Consider the following 18,096-nt stretch of genomic DNA (forward strand, 5'->3'; position numbering starts at 1 on the left):
CGCAGTACGGACCTAGCGAGGAACATGCAGTGAACTTTTCCGACGGTGCTTGGTGCCCCGCCACGCAGAGGTGGTTCAGTCGAACAGTAACGACGTCATCGAAAGAGAGTTCCGTGAGATCCTCTGCGCGCGCCTTGTCTATCGCTGTTCTTGCCATCTCCTTTGCGCTCGCGCCAGTAAGCGCCGGCGCCAACGTTGCTAGTCCGGATCCGGTCGTGCCTGATGCGACGAGTGACGCACTGCAATACGAGTACGACATCTCATCCGAGAGAGCGGCCAACATCGTGCAGGCGCAGGAGAGTTTTTCGCACCTCGTGGCCGAGCTCGAGGAGCTCGAGGTCACCTACGCCGGGTCGGCGATTGACCCGACCACGGATTACGACGCGTGGGTGTCCTTCGTTGGTCTGCCCAGCGCCGAGGCCATCGAGCTCATTAGCGGTGTGCCACTCGATATCGATCTGCGGACTGACGCGAGGTTCACAGCCGCCGAACTTCGTGAGAGCCTCCGGGAAGCCCACGCAGCGCTGGAGGCAGAGGCGGGAATAGGCGGAGCGGCAGGGTATCTCGACACTGCCGCGCAGAAGCTCGTGTTCGCCGCGTGGCCCGACGAGTCCGCGACCCTTTCGAGGGCACGCGCGGACGTCGCGGACGTAGCGGCCGACACGAGCGGTCCGCAGATTGAGATCGTCACGGTTCCAGAATCAGTGGTCTCAGACGAGATCAATGGCGGTGCGCACCTGTCCAATGGTTGCACCTCCGCGTTTAACGTCCGGGACGGGAGCGGGCGAAAGGGGTTTCTAACGGCCGCCCACTGCCCGAATCCAGTTTCGGGCTACCCGTTCGTCAAGGAGCGGGAGACTGCAGGATTCGACGTTCAGCTCCACCGGGCCACCTCGGTGACCAATCTGATCCGCGTGTCGAGCGGTGGAACGACGCGGACGATCACCGGTTGGTACTATCCGTCGGGCGGAGGCACAGCGTGCAACTATGGTCGCTCGACCGGCAACAAGTGCACCACGATCTTCTCCAACGACGTCTGCTGGCCGGGTCTCGGGTGCGGGTTCTACGCCACCAATGCCGGCGTAACTAGCGGCGGGGACAGCGGTGGTCCCTGGTATTCCGGCAACTCAGCGCTCGGTGTGCATAAGGGGACCATGTGGCTATTTGGGAACAAGAGTGTCTTCACCGACATGGGCAACGCTCTCTCGGCAATGAGTGTCTCGCTCTGCAGGACGAGCACATGCTGAACCCGAGCAAGCGACGGCGCATCGCCATGTCAGGGCTCCTGGTGATCGGCGCGACTACCCTCGCTGGTTGCGCGGGCGGCGTCACTGTGAACGATGACAGTTCCGTCGCGATCGTCACCGATGCTGGATTTCTCACCGGCGACGAGGCACTCGTTCAAGGCACGGTGTCAATCACGGAGGGGGGCTGTGTGGGCATCACGGACTCTCAGGGGGACACGTACCCGACAGTCTGGCCGACGGGCACGAGGCTGGTACACGGTAGTGACTCCGCGATCGAGATTCCTGGCCTTGGGGTACGACAACTTGGCGACGAAGTGAGTGGAAGCGGCGGATACTACGCGGTCACCACCCGGCCCGTGTTGGACGATGTTGCTGACCGCTGCGGCTGGGATGGCGACGTTATCGGCGTCCGCTTCGAGTGAGTGGGTCAACTTTAAAGCTCGGCTAGGAGGTCACGCTCAGTGGTCGGGGGCGGTGCGATGCAGGGTCGCCGCAGTCCCGGCCTGTGCGACGGCGTGAGGAACGAACAGGTGACAGGTTCGGTTCAGGCCGCGAGTGTGAGCGGCTCGGCTAGCTTGGCTTCGAACTCGAAGTTCTTGCGAGGCTCGCGAAGGATCTCCGCGAGGAGTTTCCGACGATGAAAGGCTTCTTGCCAGCAGATCTGCGATACATGCGACGTTTCGCGGAGCCGTGGCCAGATCTCGATTCAATTCGCCAACGAGCCGTTGGCGAATTGCTCTGGGGACACATCATCGAGCTCCTCGACAAGTTGGATGACCAGCAGGTGCGCAATTGGTGCGCCGCGAAGGCTGCACTCCACGGGAACTGCACGGGGCGTTGACCGGCCCCAGACCGGCCCAGGCTCAATACCGAGGGCGTCTCATCTCGCCGCGCTCGCCCCAATGAACGGGAGATTCACTCGCTCAACGATCGGCCGGAGCAGCCGAGGTGGTGATGTGAGATTGGCTTCTCACCGGGGAAAAGGCGAAACCCCCGCGAATAGAAGCTTCGCGAGGGTTCCTAGGACCGTTGTAACGACGGTCCGTGTGGCTCCGACGGGCGTCGATCCCGTGACCTCACGATTTTCAGGCGAACTGCCGGTGTGGGCCCGCTATGGCGGAACACACTCCGGAGGACCGCGCGGCTCGCGCTGCGATCCTCGAACGCGGCTGCTCGACGCCCATCAAGACGGCGACGGGCGGGTGGGTGCGGTGCGGCTCGCGGATCAAGTCGCGCTGCGAGTCCTGCGCGGAACTTTATCGGGGTGATTGGGCCGCGATCGCTCGCTCTGGTGTGTTCGATGGACCGGTTGCGCAATACCGCTTCTACCTCCTGACCCTCACTGCGCCGTCGTTCGGTCGGGTGCATCGGGTGCCGCGCTCGGGGTCGCCTACACGTTGCGGCTGCGGCGCGCTGCACACTGTCGATGACGCGAGCTTGCGGGGCGTGCCGCTGGACCTGGCGGCGTACGACTATGCGGGGCAGGTGGCGTGGAACCGGGATGCCGGGGTGCTGTGGGATCGGACGCGGCGGCGGCTGCGTGACCGATGGGAGTCGGTGGAGTACTTCATCGTCCGAGAATGGCAAGACCGGGGCGTGCTGCATGTGCATGCGATCGTCCGCATTGCACGAGGCGAAGCCCCGACGGCGATCGAGTTGCGCGATGCGGCCCGCACGGCGGTGGCGGTGTCGAAGGTCGACGGCTCATTCGTGGAGTGGGGCGCGCAGGCACAGTGCGATGCGTTCCGGGCGGACGGCGACGGCGCGAAGACCATCTGGTATCTCTCCAAGGCGCTGAACTACGTCCTCAAAGACGTCGCCACTGATGCCGATGGTGTGCCGGTGGCGGTGTGGCGGCATCAGGTCGCGCTCGGTGACGCGGCGCGCCGGATGCGATGTGCGCCCGACTGTGTGCCGCAGGACTGCTCGAGCCTGGTGCATCAGCGTTACGGCTCGCGGTCGCAGGTGGTGTCCGCGTCGCGGCGCACGAAGTACCGGCCGGGTTGGTCGTTCACGGGGCTGACGCGGACGGTGCAGCGGCGGCTTCGGCGGGAGTGGTGGGAGTCGCAGCAGACGGAGGCCGGCGCGGACGCGCCGGCTGTGTCGCCGGCTCCGCTGGAAGAACTCGCGGCGCGGTCGCGTCGCGAGTTGGTCGCGCGCGGATGGGCCGCGCCGTGAGAGAGGCGGAGCAATGGTGAAGTTCTTCATTCGTGCCGGGTCCGACGTGGAGCCGATGCCGGACTGGGATATCTACGCGTGTGACTCGTTCGGACGCCCGTCGCACCTGATCGGGGGCGTGATGGGCGCAGCGCGGACGCATGAGGATGCGTTGGCGATCTTCCTGACGATGAATCCGGAGATTCCCGGCGAGTACGTGCACGTGCGTCCTTCGACGATCGTGCCACCGTGGCCGACAGTCCGGGACGCATGAGCGGAGCCGGGGCGGGGCGCAGCGGAGTCCCGCATGCGGGACGCGCGCGCCCGCACCGGCCCGCCACGCACCGCGAGTGACGGAACGGATCACGCCGCCGAGGGCAACCGCAGCGCGCAGCGCGAAGGGCGGCAGCGATACGATCACGTCACGCGGAGCGAAACGGCTCGCGCATGATTGGGGTAAGTGTGAGCGACTACCTGGCTGCAATGGCCGTCATGAAGGTCAACTACGACCGCAAAGGCCACGACGTGCTTCAAATGCTCGTCCCGTTCGTCGCCGATTGTGCGCGGAAATACTCGGAACCTCTATCGGACAGTTCCATCCAGTCCGATTTGCAGACCCGCTTCGGCATGCCGGTGCCGCGCACCGTGATCAAGGGGCTGCTACGTCGACTCTCCCGGGCCGGGGCGCTAGCACGCGAGCACGGCGTGTATCGACCCGTGCGGGACGAAATCGATAAACCTGAGTATGATCTTTCGGCCAGCCTGCTTGCCGTCCAGCGCGCTCAGGCAGACCTGCTTGGTTCCGCGACGGCGTTCGCGTCGCGCGTGTTCGATCGGACGCTTAGTGAGGACGCTCTGTCGACTGCTCTGGTGTCACTCGCTCGGCAGGAGGTCGCCCCCCTAGCCATCTGGGCCATACAAGGCGGACCAGCCGCACTCGACGCGCCGGTGGACGATGAACTCGCCCAGATCACTGCACAGTTCGTTCTCTACGTCATCAACGAAGGGTCCGTAGAGGAGCGCACCGCTCTAGAGCAGATCGCCAAGGGGAGCCTACTGTCGGGAGTGATCTGGACTGCGGATCTCGACGCGCCCGATCGGCGGATCAACGGTCTCGAGTTCTTCCTCGACACAACGTTGCTGCTACGACTCCTGGGTTTGTGCGGGCCGGCTAGGGCGGCGTTCTCTGGGGAACTAACCCGGCTGGCGCAGGAATGCGGCATCGCGCTCGTCTGCTTTGAGCACAACCGCAACGAGATCCTCGGAATATTGCAGGCGGCCACCGCAGTGCTGAGGGCGGGCCGAAGCCGATACTACGGCGAAGCGGTCGAGTTCATGGTCAGTGAGGGGTGGACGGCGAGCGATGCCGAAGAGGTAGTCAGCACGCTAGATGACCGTCTTGCCACGTGCGGGGTCGAAGTGCGTTCGCGTCCGCCGCGGGAAGCTCGCTACAACATGGACGAGACTGAGCTACGAAAGCTACTCGACAAGAATGTGCATTACAACAATCCCGCAGCGCTAGACGCTGACGTAAACTCCCTGGCTTCGATTTTTACGCTTCGTCGGGCACGCCATTCGGATCATCTTGAGTCCAGCAAAGCCCTCTTCGTGACCACGAACAACAACCTGGCGGTGGGTTCACGCCAGCTCTACAAGATCGGCGAGGATCAGCTCCGTGGAGTTCCGCTGGCCCTAGTTGAGTCGCAAGTCGCAAGCTACCTATGGGCGCGGCGGTCTGGCTCTGCCGACGATATGCCGCTCAATCTCCTGGCCATGGGTGCACTATCGATCGCCGAGTCGGAGCCCAGAATCTGGCTGAGATACGTCGAAAAATTGGACGAGTTGCGGTCGAGGGAGCGCCTAACCGAGCGGGACTATGTGCTCCTCCGCCAGTCGCTACTAGCGCGGTCGATCCTGCTCGCCGCCACCGATGGCAATGCGGACGCGTTTACCGAAGACACTGCTGACTTCGTGCTCAAGCATGCGCTCGAAGAGCATGCGCGCGAACTGCAGGAGGAGGTGCGGCGCCGGGACGGCGAGCTTGCCGAGCGCGACGAGCAATTAGCGGCGTCCGACGCTCGGGCCGCGGCCGCCATTGCCGATCGAGATGCGCGCGCACGTGCGCAATCAGCTGCATTTGCGGCGAGGGCGCGCCGAAACGCACGACGCGTAGTCATCGGAGTCGGCTCAGTGCTCGCCCTTGCAGTGCTGGCGGCGTCGATCGTTAGCTTCCCCTGGCCGATCGATCCGCCCATTAGCACCGTCCTGCCCGGCTGGCTGTCAATAACCTTGGGAGTCTTCGCTGTCGCGATCGGTGCTGCCTCGATAGTCGTTGGCCTGACGATCCGTGGAATAGGGAGCAACCTGATGGCTTCCTTGGCGGCGAGATTTGAGCGCTCCTATCGCTCCCGATTCGAGCCGATCAGCGAAGCACCGCCCACGCTTGATCCTGTGTAGAAGATTTCGGGAGATCAGTCAGGTGTCGCACCCGACCGCAGCAGTCCAACCGCATACCAATCGGGCTCGCACCACCCTTCGGGGCTGATGGAACTGGGATCGACCCACTCGAGTAGGTCATGGTCCGTACTCAGTACAGGCTCCGCGTCCTCGAGCGTCGCCCACATGCAGACCAGGCGAATGACGCCGGCCGCGGTTGGCGTATCGGTCTCGCACAGAACAGCGCCGGCGCGGATACCGATATTCAGTTCTTCGCGGATTTCGCGCTCGAGTGCCACCGCGGCGGTCTCGCCTGCTTCAACCTTGCCGCCGGGGAACTCCCACAGGCCACCAGCTCGGATACTGGGTCGCCGGCGGGTGCGAAGAATTCGACCGCCGTCATGAATGATTGCGGCTACGACAACGGTGGGTTCTGGCCTCACTGGTCGACCAGATAGGTGAGCCCGCGTGAGTCGAAGACGGCGAGCGACAGGCCGACGCTGCGAACGAAAGCACGCAGGTCAGCGCTCGGTTCGATCGGCACCACGACGACGCGGCGCCCTGGTGCGGGGGAGACATGCCGGCTGTAGTCGAGCAGCTGTGCGACGGCCATGCGCACGTCGTTGCGCGTCGCGTCGCCCTTCACTTCGAAAAGCGTCCTCGTCTCCGGAACCCATGTGTCGGTAAACAGAGTCGTTTGTTCCCCCGCGGCACGGATCTTCAGTCGCTTTGCGCTGAGACCCCGCGCCTCAAGCCACTTGATGAGGTTGTCCTCCATGATTCGCTCGCGGCGTTCGACGATCACGGGATCGATCGCGGCGCGGGCGAACTGAGTGGCGTCGGCAGCTTCCCTTTCCACGGTCGTCGTTGATGATTCCTTGGCGGGCGCGGCCGCGTGGATCTTCGCTGCAGAGTCCTTCTCGTAGCCTCCACCCATTCGCAAGAGATTGAAAAGGACCGCCGTTCGAGGTTGCTTGTCGCGCCCTGTGGTGGTTACCGGCGACCATGGCTCGCTGGGGTCGAGCGTGAACTGTCCGAGGTACTCGTGAATTCGTTCCTGCTTGCCGGGGACGGTCCCCACGGCGTAGAAGAGATGGACTTCCCGGTCGTTGGTGAGCGTCTCGAGCAGGATTCTGTTCGCTCCGCGGTCGATGAACTGCGGACCCGACTGGCCTTCACCGGTGTAGTAGTAGCGGGTCCTGGCGACGTCAGCCCAGCCGTCTGTGTAGTACCCATTGGGGTCACCACTTAGGGGATCTGAGTACAAAAGCATCAGCTTGCCGCCCTTAGGCGTGAGCATTCCGCCCTGGATCCCTCCGCCCAACCGAGCATTTATCTGAGCGCGGGTGAGCTTGATCCCTGGCTCAAGATCGACGGGCACCCTTAGCGCTCCTCGTCGATCTGGATGGGGTGCTGGGCCCATCGGTTTATCGTGCTCAAACCGACGCCAAGGTATTTCGCAGCGTCGCGCTGCGTGTAGTTCATCTTCTGCAGGGTGTACTCGGCTATAACTCGCTCCCAGTGGCCATACTGGCGGCGAAAGTCACGCAGCGCCGTGAGCGCACGTCGAAACTCATCGCTCGATTTCGCGTCGAGCATAAGCAGTTCATACTCATCGGGGTCGTCACCGTGTAGAGCCCGTTCATGCAGTTGCGTTGACCGTTCACGGTTGTGCATGAGCTCGGCGGCCCGATGAAGCTGCTCACTGAGTTCGTCCAGCTTGTCCGCAAGATCTATGCGTTCAACCTCATCGACCTGAAGGTGTGGCTCGTCGGGTCCGGGGGCGGTCGAAGCGGTCATGGGGTAAGCGTATAGACGTCCCCCGACAGATCTGTATGTTCCTGTACGCGAACAAACTTGTTATTGATTGAATACATCAGCTATGGTGTGTTTATGTTCGCGAACGATAACGACTCGACGACGGTGGGGGCGCTGTGGGAGCGCTATCGGGTCGTTCTATTCTCGAAGATCGCTCCAGGAACACAGCGCGCTTACACATACGCCTGGCGTCGAAGGGTCGAGCCGTGGTTCGCGCATCGCGACATTGCATCAATCTCGACCCTCGATGTCGAGGAAGCGTTCGCGAGCTGGTCGGGGGCCGAGTCCACCCGGGCGGACGCGCTCGGAGCACTCTCGGCGCTGTGCCGCATCGCGGTCAAGGGCGGCTTCATCGCATCAAATCCCTGCATCGGCGTTGACCGGCGCCGACAGCAGGCATCGGATGTCGCTGCGCGCGCGCTGACGCGGGACGAGTTCAGCCGGTTGCTCGAACTGTTGCCCGAGTCAGGTCCCTACCGGCGCTTCGTGCTTGCTATGGCGTACACAGGTTGTCGCCTGGGAGAAGTCGCGGGGCTTCGGCTCTCGGATGTGGACTGGGAAGAGCGCACGCTAAGCGTCGTACGCACTGCGTCGCCTGGCCTCAGGGGAGAGGTCGTCGTCGGGCCAACCAAGGGTCGCCGGACGCGCACCGTTCCGATCGTCGATCAGTTCCTGCCGGTGCTCCAGGAGGCCGCAGTAGGCAAGGGCGTTCACGAGTACCTGTTCACGGGGCCGCGCGGCGGGTTTATCAACTCGAAGAATCTGAGCCGTGCGCTCAACTGGCACCGCGACCGCGCGCGAGTGAAGTCTTTTGCGCCGGGGGAGCCCGAATTGCACTGGCATGACCTGCGTCATACAGCGGCGGTGTTCTTCTTCGACGCAGGGCTCCCGGCTCCTGATGTCCAAGCGCTGCTGGGGCACTCGTCTCTCATGGTCACGCAGCTTTACGCCGACACGCGTCGGCTTGCTGCGCGGCGGAGCTTGGGACCGCTGTCGGCGTTCTTCGCTCAGTCAAGAGGTCAACTTGGGGGAGGTGAAGCGCCCGCCATGACCGGCAACGATTCACCTGCGTAAAGGTCCGCAGGAGCCCCCGCATGATCCCGCGATCCCAGTGTTTCCGGGGGAAAGGCGAAACCCCCGCGAATAGAAGCTTCGCGAGGGTTCCTAGGACCGTTGTAACGACGATCCGTGTGGCTCCGACGGGCGTCGATCCCGTGACCTCACGATTTTCAGTCGTGCGCTCTACCAACTGAGCTACAGAGCCGCATGGCATCCGAGGTGCCATGTCCTAGACGAAAGGCCCGTGAATTCAACAGAAGCTGAAGACAAGGGCCTGTCGCTCGGAGCGACCCTGACGGGACTTGAACCCGCGACCTCCGCCGTGACAGGGCGGCACGCTAACCAACTGCGCTACAGGGCCATGCTTATTAAATTGTGGGAGTGACCCCAACGGGATTCGAACCCGTGCTACCGCCGTGAAAGGGCGGCGTCCTAGGCCGCTAAACGATGGGGCCGAGCGACCCCGGGGGGATCACGCTTACCGAGGGTCAAGCATATGCGATCCCCGGCGAATGTGCGAATCGAGGGCGAGCCGACCGTTCCGTGCGGCGAAAGAGGGGGAGGATGACGGTGCCCGCCGCAATCTCCTCTGTGACGAATGTGACCAGTGTTGCTACTGTGATGGGCGGATCAGCACGCCGTCTGGCCGAGGGAAGGGTGTGTGCAGTGACCGACCTGCCCGAAGCGACTGGAGCCGACTGCGGCTGCGCGCCCACCGCCGACGAGGCGCGTTCGTTCTCGTCGCGCATCAGCCGTCGCAACGTCCTGGGCCTCGGCGCGCTCGGTGTGGCCGCGGCATCCACCGGCATCGGCTTCGCCCTGCCCGCGTTCGCCGCGACCTCGTATCCCAGCTGGGACGACGTCGAGAAGGCCCGCAAGAACGAGTCCGCCAAGGGCTCCGAGATCACCCGCATCCAGAACCTCATCTCGTCGCTCGAGAACGACGTCGTCGCCAAGCAGGCCGAGGCCGAGCGACTCGGCGTCGAGTATCAGGACGCCCTCATCGCGTACGAGGACGCCGCAGCCCGTGCTGACGCGTTGCAGGCGCAGGCCGACGCCGAAGAGGCGCGGGCGAAGGAAGCCGCGTCGAAGCTCGGCGTGCTCGCGGCGCAGCAGTACCGCTCCGGCAAGGGCGACGCGACCCTCGACCTCTTCTTCTCCGACTCGTCCGCGACCGCCGACGACCTGCTGGGCCGACTCGGCACGATGGACCGTCTCGTCGAGGCGAACCGCGACGTCTATGCCGCCGCCATCGGTGCGCGCGACAGCGCGAAGAACCTCGCCGCGCAGGCGCAGGTCGCCCGCGACGAGCGCGACAAGCGCAAGGCCGAAGCCGAGCAGAAGATGCAGGCCGCGCAGGATGCCGCCGAAGCCGCCCAGGCGGCCCTCGCCGCCCAGAACGAGCACCGCGAGGTGCTCGAGGCTCAGCTCCAGGCGCTGCAGGACACGACCGCCAAGACCGTCGCCGGCTACAAGGCCGGTGTCGAGGCGGAACGCAAGCGTCGCGAGGAAGCGGCCCGCAAGGCACGCGCCGAGGCCCTTCGTCGGGCCAAGATCGAAGAGGCGCGCCGCCTCGCCGAAGAGAAGCGTCGACGCGAGGAAGAGGCCAAGAACAACAGCGGCGGCGGTTCGTCCGGTGGCGGCGGCGGTTCGTCCGGTGGCGGCGGCGGCGGCAGCACCGGCGGCTCCGTCCAGCCCTCCGGCTGGGTGCGCCCCGCGCACGGCTACATCAGCTCCTGGTATGGCGTCCGCGGCAGCATCTGCACCCCGAGCGGGTGCACGGCCAGCGGTCACCGCGGCATCGACTTCGCCAGCTCGTGCGGGTCGCCCATCTACGCGGCGGCCTCCGGCACTGTCATCTTCGCCGGTTACAGCGGCGACTGGGGCAACTTCGTCAAGGTCCGTCACAGCGACGGCACCGTCACGGGATATGCGCACATCATCGACGGCGGCTACGCGGTGGGCTACGGCGACTACGTCCGCGCCGGCCAGACCATCGCCTACATCGGCAGCACCGGCGCATCGACCGGCTGCCACCTGCACTTCGAGGTCTACCGCGGCGGCATCCGCGTCGACCCGGCGCCGTTCCTGCGCGCCCGCGGCATCAGCGTCTGACGCTCACGGTCGTGAAACGACGAAGGTCGGATGCCGCGCCGCATCCGACCTTCTCGTTGTGAGCCTCAGAGGCTGTTGGGCGCTTCGCCCTCACCCTGCGTGCGGGTCTCGCCCTCGTGCTCGTCGAAGCGCGTGAAGGCCTCGGACACGAGGCGCTCGGCCTCGGCAGCGCCGGCCCACTCGTCGACCTTGACCCACTTGCCGGGCTCGAGGTCCTTGTAGCGCTCGAAGAAGTGGCCGATCTCGCCCTTGGTCCACTCGTCGATGTCGTCGACGTCCTGGATGTGCGCCCAGCGCGGGTCCTTCGCCAGGACGGCGACGACCTTGTCGTCGCCGCCGGCCTCGTCGCTCATCTTGAGGACGGCGACGGGGCGGACCTTGGCGAGCACACCGGGGTAGATCTCGCGGTCGAGGAGGACCAGCACGTCGAGCGGGTCGCCGTCCTCGCCGAGCGTGTTCTCGAAGAAGCCGTAGTTCGCGGGGTACCCCATGGGGGTGAACAGAACGCGGTCGAGGAAGACGCGGCCTGTGCCGTGGTCGACCTCGTACTTCACGCGGCTACCGCGCGGGATCTCGATGACGGCGTCGTACGCGCCCATGCCTGTGCTCCTTTGAAAGTCCGGTGGGATGCGGGCATAAGCCTACTTGCGCGGGTGCGTGTGCCCAACGCAGGGCGAAACGCTCTGAGACGGGGCTTCGGGCCGGGTCGGGTGCGGTTTCTCCTGCACTCGGCACGCCTGTCGGCGGACGAGCGCCTGGACGGTCGTCGGTACGGTGGAGCGGTGCCGTCCCTGCATCCCGCCGTCGCCGAGGTCCGCCGTGCCGTCCGTACCGCACTGACGGGCCTGCCGCAGGGCGCCGTCGTCATCGTCGGGCTCTCGGGCGGCGCCGATTCGCTCGCGCTCGCTGCGGCGGTCGGCTTCGAGGCGCCGAAGCTCGGCGTGCGGGCGGCATCCCTCACCGTCGACCACGGCCTGCAGCCGGACTCCGCCGAGGTCGCCTCGGCCGCGGGCCGCGCCGCCGCGACGCTGGGACTCGATCCGCTCATCGTGCGGGTGGACGTCGGCACCGAGGGCGGCCCCGAGGCCGCCGCGCGCGATGCGCGGTACCGCGTGCTGCGGGATGCCGCGCACGACGTGCGTGCCGCGGCTGTCGTCCTCGGGCACACGTTGGACGACCAGGCCGAGACGGTGCTCCTGGGCCTGGCCCGCGGATCCGGTGCGGGGAGCCTGCAGGGGATGGCCGCGGCATCCGATCTGGGCGGCGTCGCCGTGCTGCGTCCCCTGCTTGAGGTGCGGCGCGCGACCACCCGGGACGCGTGCGCGGCGCAGGGACTCGAGCCGTGGGACGACCCGCACAACCGGGACCCGAAGTACGCGCGGGTACGCGTCCGCGAGATGGTGCTGCCGATGCTCGAGGCCGAGCTCGGACCCGGCATCGCCGAGGCGCTCGTCCGCACCGCGGCTCAGTTGCGCGAGGACGCCGAGGCGTTCGACGAGATGATCGACGAGACCATCGAGGACATCGTCGAGCACGCCGAGGCGGGCATCGCCGTCTCGGTCGCCGCGCTCGCCGCGAACCCGCCGGCGCTCCGTCACCGGATCATCCGGCACGTCGTGGCGAGCGAGTTCCACGTCTCACTCACCCGCACGCAGACACTCGAGGTGGCGCGCCTGGTGACGGACTGGGCGGGGCAGGGGCCGATCGACCTGCCCGGATGCCGCGCCCGCCGCGCGGGCGCCACGATCGAGTTCACGGGCGCCGGATCCGGTCTTTAGACTTCTGCAATGCGCGCAGCCGAGATCGCCGACCAGCTCACCGATGTCCTCGTCACCGAGGAGGAGATCCAGGCCAAGCTCGAAGAGCTCGCCCGCCGCGTCGAAGCGGACTACGAGGGTAAGGACCTGCTGCTCGTCGGCGTGCTGAAGGGCGCGGTCATGGTCATGGCCGATTTCGCCCGCTCGCTGAAGCGCCCCATGGAGATGGACTGGATGGCCGTGTCGTCCTACGGCGCCGGCACGAAGTCCAGCGGCGTCGTGCAGATCCGGAAGGACCTCGACACCGACATCTCGGGTAAGCACGTCCTGATCGTCGAGGACATCATCGACTCCGGCCTCACGCTGAGCTGGCTCCTCGAGAACTTCGCCTCGCGCGGCGCGGCATCGATCGAGGTGCTCGCACTGCTGCGCAAGCCCGAGGCGGCGAAGGTCGAGATCGACTGCCGCTACGTCGGCTTCGACATCCCGGTCGAATTCGTCGTCGGCTACGGGCTGGACTTCGCGGAGAAGTACCGGAACCTCCGCGACGTCGCGGTCCTCGCACCCCACGTCTACTCCTGAATCCGCGCGGTACGCCCAAAACGAACGCACAGACCCCGCATAGCGCCGCGGGGGTAGCCTGAACGCACCATGAACGTCAAGAAGCTCTCCCGCAACCCGTTCGTCTACGTGGTTCTCATCGGCGTGCTCTTGATCATCGGCATGACGCTGATCTCGAACCTCACCGGTGCGAAGAGCATCACGACGCAGCAGGGCCTCTCGCTCCTCGATGGGTCGACGGTGAGCAAGGCCGTCATCACCGACGGCGACAACCGCGTCGACCTCACGCTGAACGAGGCGTTCGAGGGTTCGACGAACGTGCAGTTCTACTACGTCACGGAGCGTGCCGACACGGTCGTGCAGGCCGTGAACTCGGCCGCGCCGAAGGACGGCTACAACGACGTCGTGCCGCAGACCAACTGGTTCGGCAGCCTCATCTCGATCCTCCTCCCGATCCTCATCCTCGGTCTGCTGTTCTGGTGGCTGCTCTCCAGCGCCCAGGGCGGCGGCAGCAAGGTCATGCAGTTCGGCAAGTCGCGTGCGAAGCTCGTGACGAAGGAGACCCCGACGGTCACCTTCGCCGACGTGGCCGGCTCCGACGAGGCCATCGAGGAGATGCAGGAGATCAAGGACTTCCTGAAGGACCCGGCCAAGTTCCAGGCCGTCGGCGCCCGCATCCCGAAGGGCGTGCTGCTGTACGGCCCTCCCGGAACAGGCAAGACCCTGCTCGCGCGCGCCGTCGCCGGCGAGGCGGGCGTGCCGTTCTACTCGATCTCGGGTTCGGACTTCGTCGAGATGTTCGTGGGTGTCGGTGCGAGCCGCGTCCGCGACCTCTTCAAGGAAGCCAAAGAGAACGCTCCGGCCATCATCTTCATCGACGAGATCGACGCCGTCGGTCGCCACCGCGGCGCCGGCATGGGCGGCGGTCACGACGAGCGCGAGCAGACGCTCAACCAGATGCTCGTCGAGATGGACGGCTTCGACCCGAAGGTGTCGGTGCTCGTCATCGCCGCGACCAACCGTCCCGACATCCTCGACCCCGCCCTCCTGCGCCCGGGCCGCTTCGACCGGCAGATCGGCGTCGACGCCCCCGACCTGAAGGGCCGTCAGCGCATCCTGGAGGTGCACGGCCGCGGCAAGCCGCTCTCGCCCTCGGTCGACCTCGCCGTCATCGCGCGCAAGACGCCCGGCTTCACCGGTGCCGACCTCGCCAACGTCCTGAACGAGGCCGCGCTCCTGACGGCCCGCTCGAACGCGCAGCTCATCGACATGCGCGCCCTCGACGAGGCGATCGACCGCGTCATCGCCGGTCCGCAGCGTCGCACGCGTGTCATGAAGGACAAGGAGAAGCTGATCACGGCGTACCACGAGGGCGGCCACGCCCTCGCCGCCGCAGCGATGAACCACACCGACCCCGTCACGAAGGTCACGATCCTTCCCCGCGGCAAAGCGCTCGGCTACACGATGGTGTTGCCGCTGGACGACAAGTACTCCGTCACCCGCAACGAGCTGCAGGACCAGCTGACGTACGCGATGGGCGGCCGCGTCGCCGAGGAGATCGTCTTCCACGACCCGACCACGGGCGCGTCGAACGACATCGAGAAGGCCACCGGCATCGCCCGCAAGATGGTCACCGAGTACGGCATGACCACCGAAGTGGGTCCCGTGAAGCTCGGCTCGTCGTCGGGTGAGGTCTTCATGGGTCGCGACATGGGTCACGGCCGCGATTTCAGCGAGCGGATCGCGGAGCGCGTCGACGCCCAGGTCCGCGGACTCATCGAGCAGGCGCACAACGAGGCCTACGAGGTGCTGAACGCCAACCGCGAGATCCTCGACCGCCTTGCACTGGCCCTCCTCGAGAAGGAGACGCTCGACCACATCGAGCTCGCCGAGATCTTCACCGACATCAAGCGCCTCCCGCCCCGCCCGCAGTGGCTCTCGAGCAGCGAGCGCCCCGTCTCGACGCTTCCGCCCGTCGAGGTGCCGCGTCGCGCCGATGTCCCGGTCGCGGCGAACGCCGAGGCCGAGCAGACGGCTCCCGAGACCTCGCCGGCGCGCCACGCGACCGGGCAGGCTCGACCCGCGACGGCCTGAGGCGGCGCGCATGGCGGTCGACCGCGAGCGCGTCTCCGAGCTGGTGCGGGAACTGCTCGTCGCCATCGGTGAGGATCCGGAACGTCCCGGCCTGAAGCTGACTCCGCAGCGCGTCGCCGACGCGTACGCGGAGTTCTTCGCGGGTGTGGGAGAGGATGCCGCGGAGCCGCTCGCGCACACCATCTCGGTCAGTCGCGGGCCGGCCCCCGACACGCTCCCGTCGGGTGCGGTCATGCTGCGCGACATCCGATTCCGCTCGGTGTGCGAGCACCACCTCCTCCCGTTCGCGGGGCACGCGCACGTCGCGTACCTCCCCGGCGAGCAGGTGGTCGGACTCGGCGCCCTGCCGAAGGTGATCGACATCCTGGCGGCCCGCCCGCAGGTGCAGGAGCGCCTGGGGGAGCAGATCGCCGATGCGATCGCCGGATCGATCGACACCCGCGGCGTCCTCGTCGTGCTCGACGCCGTGCACGAGTGCGTCACGATGCGCGGAGGACGCCAGCCCTCGGCATCCACCGTCACCGTCGCCGCCCGGGGCCGGTTCACCGAGCCGGCCGAGCGCGCGGAAGCGATCGCCCTGCTGACGGGCGGCCGGACGTGACCCTCGTCATGGGGGTCGTGAACGTCACGCCGGACTCCTTCAGCGACGGCGGACGATACGCGTCGCACGATGCGGCGATCGCGCACGGTCGTGCGCTCGTCGCCGACGGCGCCGACCTGCTCGACGTCGGCGGGGAGTCCACCCGGCCGGGGGCGACGCGCGTGGCGCAGAGCGACGAGCAGAGCCGCATCCTGCCCGTGATCGAAGCGCTCGCCGCCGAAGGCGCGGCGATCAGCGTCGACACGATGAACGCCGGCACGGCTGTCGCCGCCGTCGCGGCGGGAGCGCGCGTTGTGAACGACGTCTCGGGCGGCCTCGCGGACCCCGACATGCTCGCGGCCGTGGCCGGCACCGACGCGGACATCGTCCTGCAGCACTGGCGCGGCCACTCCGCCGACATGTACCGGACCGCCGTCTACGACGACATCGTCGCGGAGGTGATCGGCGAGCTCGGTGAGCGCGTCGCCGCGGCGCGGGCCGTCGGCATCCCGGATCACCGCATCGTGATCGATCCGGGCTTCGGCTTCGGCAAGACGCCCGAACAGAACTGGCAGGTCGTTCGGGGCCTCCACCGGCTCGTCGGCGGCGGACACCGCGTGCTCGTCGGCACGAGTCGCAAACGGATGCTGGCGGTCGCCGCGTCGAGCGCGGGCATCGACCTCACCGGCGAGGACGACCTCGACCTCGCCACGGCGGTCACGAGCGTCCTCCGCCGCCCAGGCGGGGGTCTGGGCGGTCCGCGTGCACGAGGTCGGCGCGACGCGTCTCGCCCTCGCGGTGCGGACGGCGTGGGAGGGTGAAGGATGATGACCGACGAGATCGCGATCACCGGCATCCGCGCCACCGGGTACCACGGCGTATACGAGCACGAGCGCCGCGACGGGCAGGAGTTCGTCGCCGACCTGGTCCTGTCGCTCTCGCTGGCCCGTGCCGCCGCCACCGACGACGTGACCGACACCGTCCACTACGGCGAGGTCGCCGAGCGGGTCGCCGCGATCCTGGCGGGCGATCCCGTCGACCTCATCGAGACCGTCGCCGAGCGCATCGCGACGGCCGTGCTGTCGGGCTGGTCCCTGGTCGACGCCGTCGCGGTCACGGTGCACAAGCCGTCCGCGCCGATCCCCGTCCCCTTCGGCGACGTCGCCGTGACGGTCCGGAGGTCCCGCGCATGAGCCGCCGTCTGGCCGAAGGGATGCCGCCGAAGGAGCCGCGCGCGGCAGGGCCTGCCCATCGCGCGGTGATCGCCCTCGGCGCGAACCTCGGCAACCGCGGCGCGACCATCGACGAGGCGATCGCGGACCTCGGCCGGTTGCCCCTGACGTCCCTCGTCGCCGCCGCCGACCCGATCGAGTCCGTCGCGATCACCCTCGGGGGACCGGATGCCGACGCCCCCCGCTACCTGAACACGGTGGCCCTCATCGACACGAGACTGGCCCCGACCCTCCTGCTCGGCTACCTGCACGCGATCGAAGGGCGTCACGGGCGGGAGCGCCGCGAACGGTGGGGGAGTCGAACCCTCGACCTCGATCTCATCGCCTACGGCGACGTGCGTTCCGATGATCCGGCACTCGTTCTGCCGCATCCCCGCGCCGCGGAGCGCGACTTCGTGCTGGATCCGTGGCTGAGCATCGACCCGGATGCGGTGCTGCCGGGCGTCGGGAAGGTCTTCGACCTTCGCGCAGAGCTCCCGGGGGGCGCCGCATGACCCGCACGAAGCCGCTCCTCCTCGCGGCCGTCGCCGTGGTCGCGGGTATCGCCGGCTTCTTCGTCGACCAGATCCTCACCGGCATGGGGCAGCCGAGCTTCACTCCGTCGCCGCTGCTGCCGATCCTGCTCGTCGCGCTGGGCGCGGCGGTGGTCATCGCCGCCGTCCCCGTGCGTCGCGCGACGGTCGGGGCGGCGGCTCCGGTGGATCCGTTCCGTGCCCTCCGCATCGCCATGATGGCGAAAGCGTCGAGCATCGTCGGCGCCCTCGTCGCCGGGTTCGCCGGCGGACTTCTCGTCTTCGTTCTCACACGACCGGTGTCGCCCTCGTTAGGCTCGACGGGTGCGGTGGTCGCCGCACTGGGGGGCGGGCTGCTCCTCGTCGGCGCCGCCCTCGTCGCCGAACACCTGTGCACCATCCGGAAGGACGATGATGACGACCAGCCCGGACCCGAGGAACCCGGCTACGGGCTCTCCCACTCCGACTGACGAGACCTTCACCTCGATTCCTCGAACCCCGGGGTGCCTCGCGGCTGCCGCTGGGTGA

18 protein-coding genes, 3 tRNA genes and 2 pseudogenes are annotated in these 18,096 nt (G+C 67.0%); 16 read left to right on the top strand and 7 right to left on the bottom strand.

The genetic code is table 11. The annotated features are described in order from the left end of the window. The first annotated feature begins 113 nt into the window (after positions 1-113). The 6 genes and pseudogenes from QE428_RS06315 to QE428_RS06340 all read left to right on the top strand — a co-directional run bounded on the left by QE428_RS06315 (position 114) and on the right by QE428_RS06340 (position 5,861). Complete coding sequence (locus QE428_RS06315) at positions 114-1,247, top strand: S1 family peptidase (RefSeq protein WP_307467100.1); 1,134 nt, start codon at positions 114-116, stop codon at positions 1,245-1,247. After that, positions 1,241-1,669 (top strand): hypothetical protein, encoded by a 429-nt coding sequence (locus QE428_RS06320; protein ID WP_307467103.1) that lies wholly within the window; start codon positions 1,241-1,243, stop codon positions 1,667-1,669. Before QE428_RS06315 ends, QE428_RS06320 begins: the two co-directional genes overlap by 7 nt. Positions 1,670-1,848: 179 nt before the next feature. Next, positions 1,849-2,088 (top strand): annotated as a pseudogene (locus QE428_RS06325) (DUF1016 N-terminal domain-containing protein); the annotation flags it as partial. Positions 2,089-2,360: 272 nt separating this feature from the next. After that, positions 2,361-3,425 carry a replication initiator gene (locus tag QE428_RS06330; protein WP_307467106.1) on the top strand — a complete coding sequence of 355 codons (1,065 nt, stop codon included), beginning with the start codon at positions 2,361-2,363 and terminating at the stop codon, positions 3,423-3,425. Between the two features lie 13 nt (positions 3,426-3,438). After that, positions 3,439-3,678, top strand: coding sequence for a hypothetical protein (locus tag QE428_RS06335; protein ID WP_307467109.1), 240 nt, complete (start codon positions 3,439-3,441; stop codon positions 3,676-3,678). A gap of 188 nt (positions 3,679-3,866) precedes the next feature. After that, a complete protein-coding gene (locus tag QE428_RS06340) occupies positions 3,867-5,861 on the top strand; it encodes a hypothetical protein (protein ID WP_307467112.1) in 1,995 nt (664 codons plus the stop codon). A 14-nt stretch (positions 5,862-5,875) separates the two neighbouring features. Here the strand turns inward: QE428_RS06340 and QE428_RS06345 are convergent, their stop codons facing one another. The 3 genes from QE428_RS06345 to QE428_RS06355 are packed head-to-tail and all read right to left on the bottom strand — an operon-like array spanning position 5,876 to position 7,640. Next, on the bottom strand, positions 5,876-6,283 hold the full coding sequence (locus QE428_RS06345) for a (deoxy)nucleoside triphosphate pyrophosphohydrolase (RefSeq protein WP_307467114.1): 408 nt from the start codon (positions 6,281-6,283) through the stop codon (positions 5,876-5,878). Then, positions 6,280-7,221 (bottom strand): hypothetical protein, encoded by a 942-nt coding sequence (locus tag QE428_RS06350; RefSeq protein WP_307467116.1) that lies wholly within the window; start codon positions 7,219-7,221, stop codon positions 6,280-6,282. The genes QE428_RS06345 and QE428_RS06350 overlap by 4 nt, the downstream gene beginning before the upstream one ends. A gap of 2 nt (positions 7,222-7,223) precedes the next feature. After that, a complete protein-coding gene (locus tag QE428_RS06355; RefSeq protein ID WP_307467118.1) occupies positions 7,224-7,640 on the bottom strand; it encodes a hypothetical protein in 417 nt (138 codons plus the stop codon). 57 nt (positions 7,641-7,697) lie between these two features. Here QE428_RS06355 and QE428_RS06360 point away from each other — a divergent pair, with 57 nt between their 5' ends. Further along, positions 7,698-8,732 (top strand): site-specific integrase, encoded by a 1,035-nt coding sequence (locus tag QE428_RS06360; RefSeq protein ID WP_307467121.1) that lies wholly within the window; start codon positions 7,698-7,700, stop codon positions 8,730-8,732. A gap of 117 nt (positions 8,733-8,849) precedes the next feature. Here the strand turns inward: QE428_RS06360 and QE428_RS06365 are convergent. The 3 genes from QE428_RS06365 to QE428_RS06375 form a co-directional block, all read right to left on the bottom strand. Continuing rightward, positions 8,850-8,922: transfer RNA gene (locus tag QE428_RS06365), tRNA-Phe, on the bottom strand. Positions 8,923-9,004: 82 nt separating this feature from the next. Next, a tRNA-Asp gene (locus QE428_RS06370) sits at positions 9,005-9,078 on the bottom strand. A gap of 21 nt (positions 9,079-9,099) precedes the next feature. Further along, a tRNA-Glu gene (locus QE428_RS06375) sits at positions 9,100-9,172 on the bottom strand. Between the two features lie 211 nt (positions 9,173-9,383). Here QE428_RS06375 and QE428_RS06380 point away from each other — a divergent pair. Continuing rightward, positions 9,384-10,832 (top strand): peptidoglycan DD-metalloendopeptidase family protein, encoded by a 1,449-nt coding sequence (locus QE428_RS06380; protein ID WP_307467124.1) that lies wholly within the window; start codon positions 9,384-9,386, stop codon positions 10,830-10,832. A 65-nt stretch (positions 10,833-10,897) separates the two neighbouring features. Here the strand turns inward: QE428_RS06380 and QE428_RS06385 are convergent, their stop codons facing one another. Continuing rightward, a complete protein-coding gene (locus QE428_RS06385) occupies positions 10,898-11,431 on the bottom strand; it encodes an inorganic diphosphatase (RefSeq protein WP_018185764.1) in 534 nt (177 codons plus the stop codon). Between the two features lie 183 nt (positions 11,432-11,614). Between QE428_RS06385 and tilS the strand changes: the two genes are divergently transcribed. From tilS to QE428_RS06425, 8 genes and pseudogenes are all read left to right on the top strand, one after another. Beyond that, complete coding sequence (gene tilS, locus QE428_RS06390) at positions 11,615-12,610, top strand: tRNA lysidine(34) synthetase TilS (RefSeq protein ID WP_307467127.1); 996 nt, start codon at positions 11,615-11,617, stop codon at positions 12,608-12,610. Between the two features lie 9 nt (positions 12,611-12,619). Further along, on the top strand, positions 12,620-13,171 hold the full coding sequence (gene hpt / locus QE428_RS06395) for a hypoxanthine phosphoribosyltransferase (protein ID WP_018185762.1): 552 nt from the start codon (positions 12,620-12,622) through the stop codon (positions 13,169-13,171). Positions 13,172-13,240: 69 nt separating this feature from the next. Further along, positions 13,241-15,244: an ATP-dependent zinc metalloprotease FtsH gene (ftsH, locus tag QE428_RS06400; protein ID WP_091358720.1), complete on the top strand. Its 2,004-nt coding sequence runs from the start codon at positions 13,241-13,243 to the stop codon at positions 15,242-15,244. A gap of 10 nt (positions 15,245-15,254) precedes the next feature. Beyond that, entirely contained in the window at positions 15,255-15,845 is a 591-nt protein-coding gene (gene folE, locus QE428_RS06405) for a GTP cyclohydrolase I (protein ID WP_091358723.1), read from the top strand. Beyond that, a pseudogene (folP, locus tag QE428_RS06410) lies at positions 15,842-16,652 on the top strand (dihydropteroate synthase). Before folE ends, folP begins: the two are co-directional and overlap by 4 nt. Further along, positions 16,649-17,017, top strand: a complete 369-nt coding sequence (gene folB / locus QE428_RS06415) for a dihydroneopterin aldolase (protein WP_172824707.1) — start codon at positions 16,649-16,651, stop codon at positions 17,015-17,017. The pseudogene folP and the gene folB overlap by 4 nt, the downstream one beginning before the upstream one ends. Then, positions 17,014-17,550, top strand: a complete 537-nt coding sequence (folK, locus tag QE428_RS06420; protein WP_373457701.1) for a 2-amino-4-hydroxy-6-hydroxymethyldihydropteridine diphosphokinase — start codon at positions 17,014-17,016, stop codon at positions 17,548-17,550. The genes folB and folK overlap by 4 nt, the downstream gene beginning before the upstream one ends. Continuing rightward, the gene (locus QE428_RS06425) at positions 17,547-18,038 is read left to right on the top strand and encodes a DUF3180 domain-containing protein (RefSeq protein ID WP_091358734.1); all 492 of its coding nucleotides are present in this window, start codon (positions 17,547-17,549) and stop codon (positions 18,036-18,038) included. The genes folK and QE428_RS06425 overlap by 4 nt, the downstream gene beginning before the upstream one ends. The last annotated feature ends 58 nt before the right edge of the window (positions 18,039-18,096 follow it).

The organism is Microbacterium sp. SORGH_AS_0505, from assembly GCF_030818715.1.
In the GTDB taxonomy this organism is placed as follows: domain Bacteria; phylum Actinomycetota; class Actinomycetes; order Actinomycetales; family Microbacteriaceae; genus Microbacterium.

Excerpts from the sequence above, each read along its gene's own strand:
- QE428_RS06320 (WP_307467103.1), top strand. The coding sequence starts at position 1,241 with ATGCTGAACCCGAGCAAGCGACGGCGCATCGCCATGTCAGGGCTCCTG.
- QE428_RS06330 (WP_307467106.1), top strand. The coding sequence starts at position 2,361 with ATGGCGGAACACACTCCGGAGGACCGCGCGGCTCGCGCTGCGATCCTC.
- QE428_RS06335 (WP_307467109.1), top strand. The coding sequence starts at position 3,439 with ATGGTGAAGTTCTTCATTCGTGCCGGGTCCGACGTGGAGCCGATGCCG.
- QE428_RS06355 (WP_307467118.1), bottom strand. The coding sequence starts at position 7,640 with ATGACCGCTTCGACCGCCCCCGGACCCGACGAGCCACACCTTCAGGTC.
- QE428_RS06385 (WP_018185764.1), bottom strand. The coding sequence starts at position 11,431 with ATGGGCGCGTACGACGCCGTCATCGAGATCCCGCGCGGTAGCCGCGTG.
- hpt (WP_018185762.1), top strand. The coding sequence starts at position 12,620 with ATGCGCGCAGCCGAGATCGCCGACCAGCTCACCGATGTCCTCGTCACC.
- ftsH (WP_091358720.1), top strand. The coding sequence starts at position 13,241 with ATGAACGTCAAGAAGCTCTCCCGCAACCCGTTCGTCTACGTGGTTCTC.
- folE (WP_091358723.1), top strand. The coding sequence starts at position 15,255 with ATGGCGGTCGACCGCGAGCGCGTCTCCGAGCTGGTGCGGGAACTGCTC.
- folB (WP_172824707.1), top strand. The coding sequence starts at position 16,649 with ATGATGACCGACGAGATCGCGATCACCGGCATCCGCGCCACCGGGTAC.
- folK (WP_373457701.1), top strand. The coding sequence starts at position 17,014 with ATGAGCCGCCGTCTGGCCGAAGGGATGCCGCCGAAGGAGCCGCGCGCG.
- QE428_RS06425 (WP_091358734.1), top strand. The coding sequence starts at position 17,547 with ATGACCCGCACGAAGCCGCTCCTCCTCGCGGCCGTCGCCGTGGTCGCG.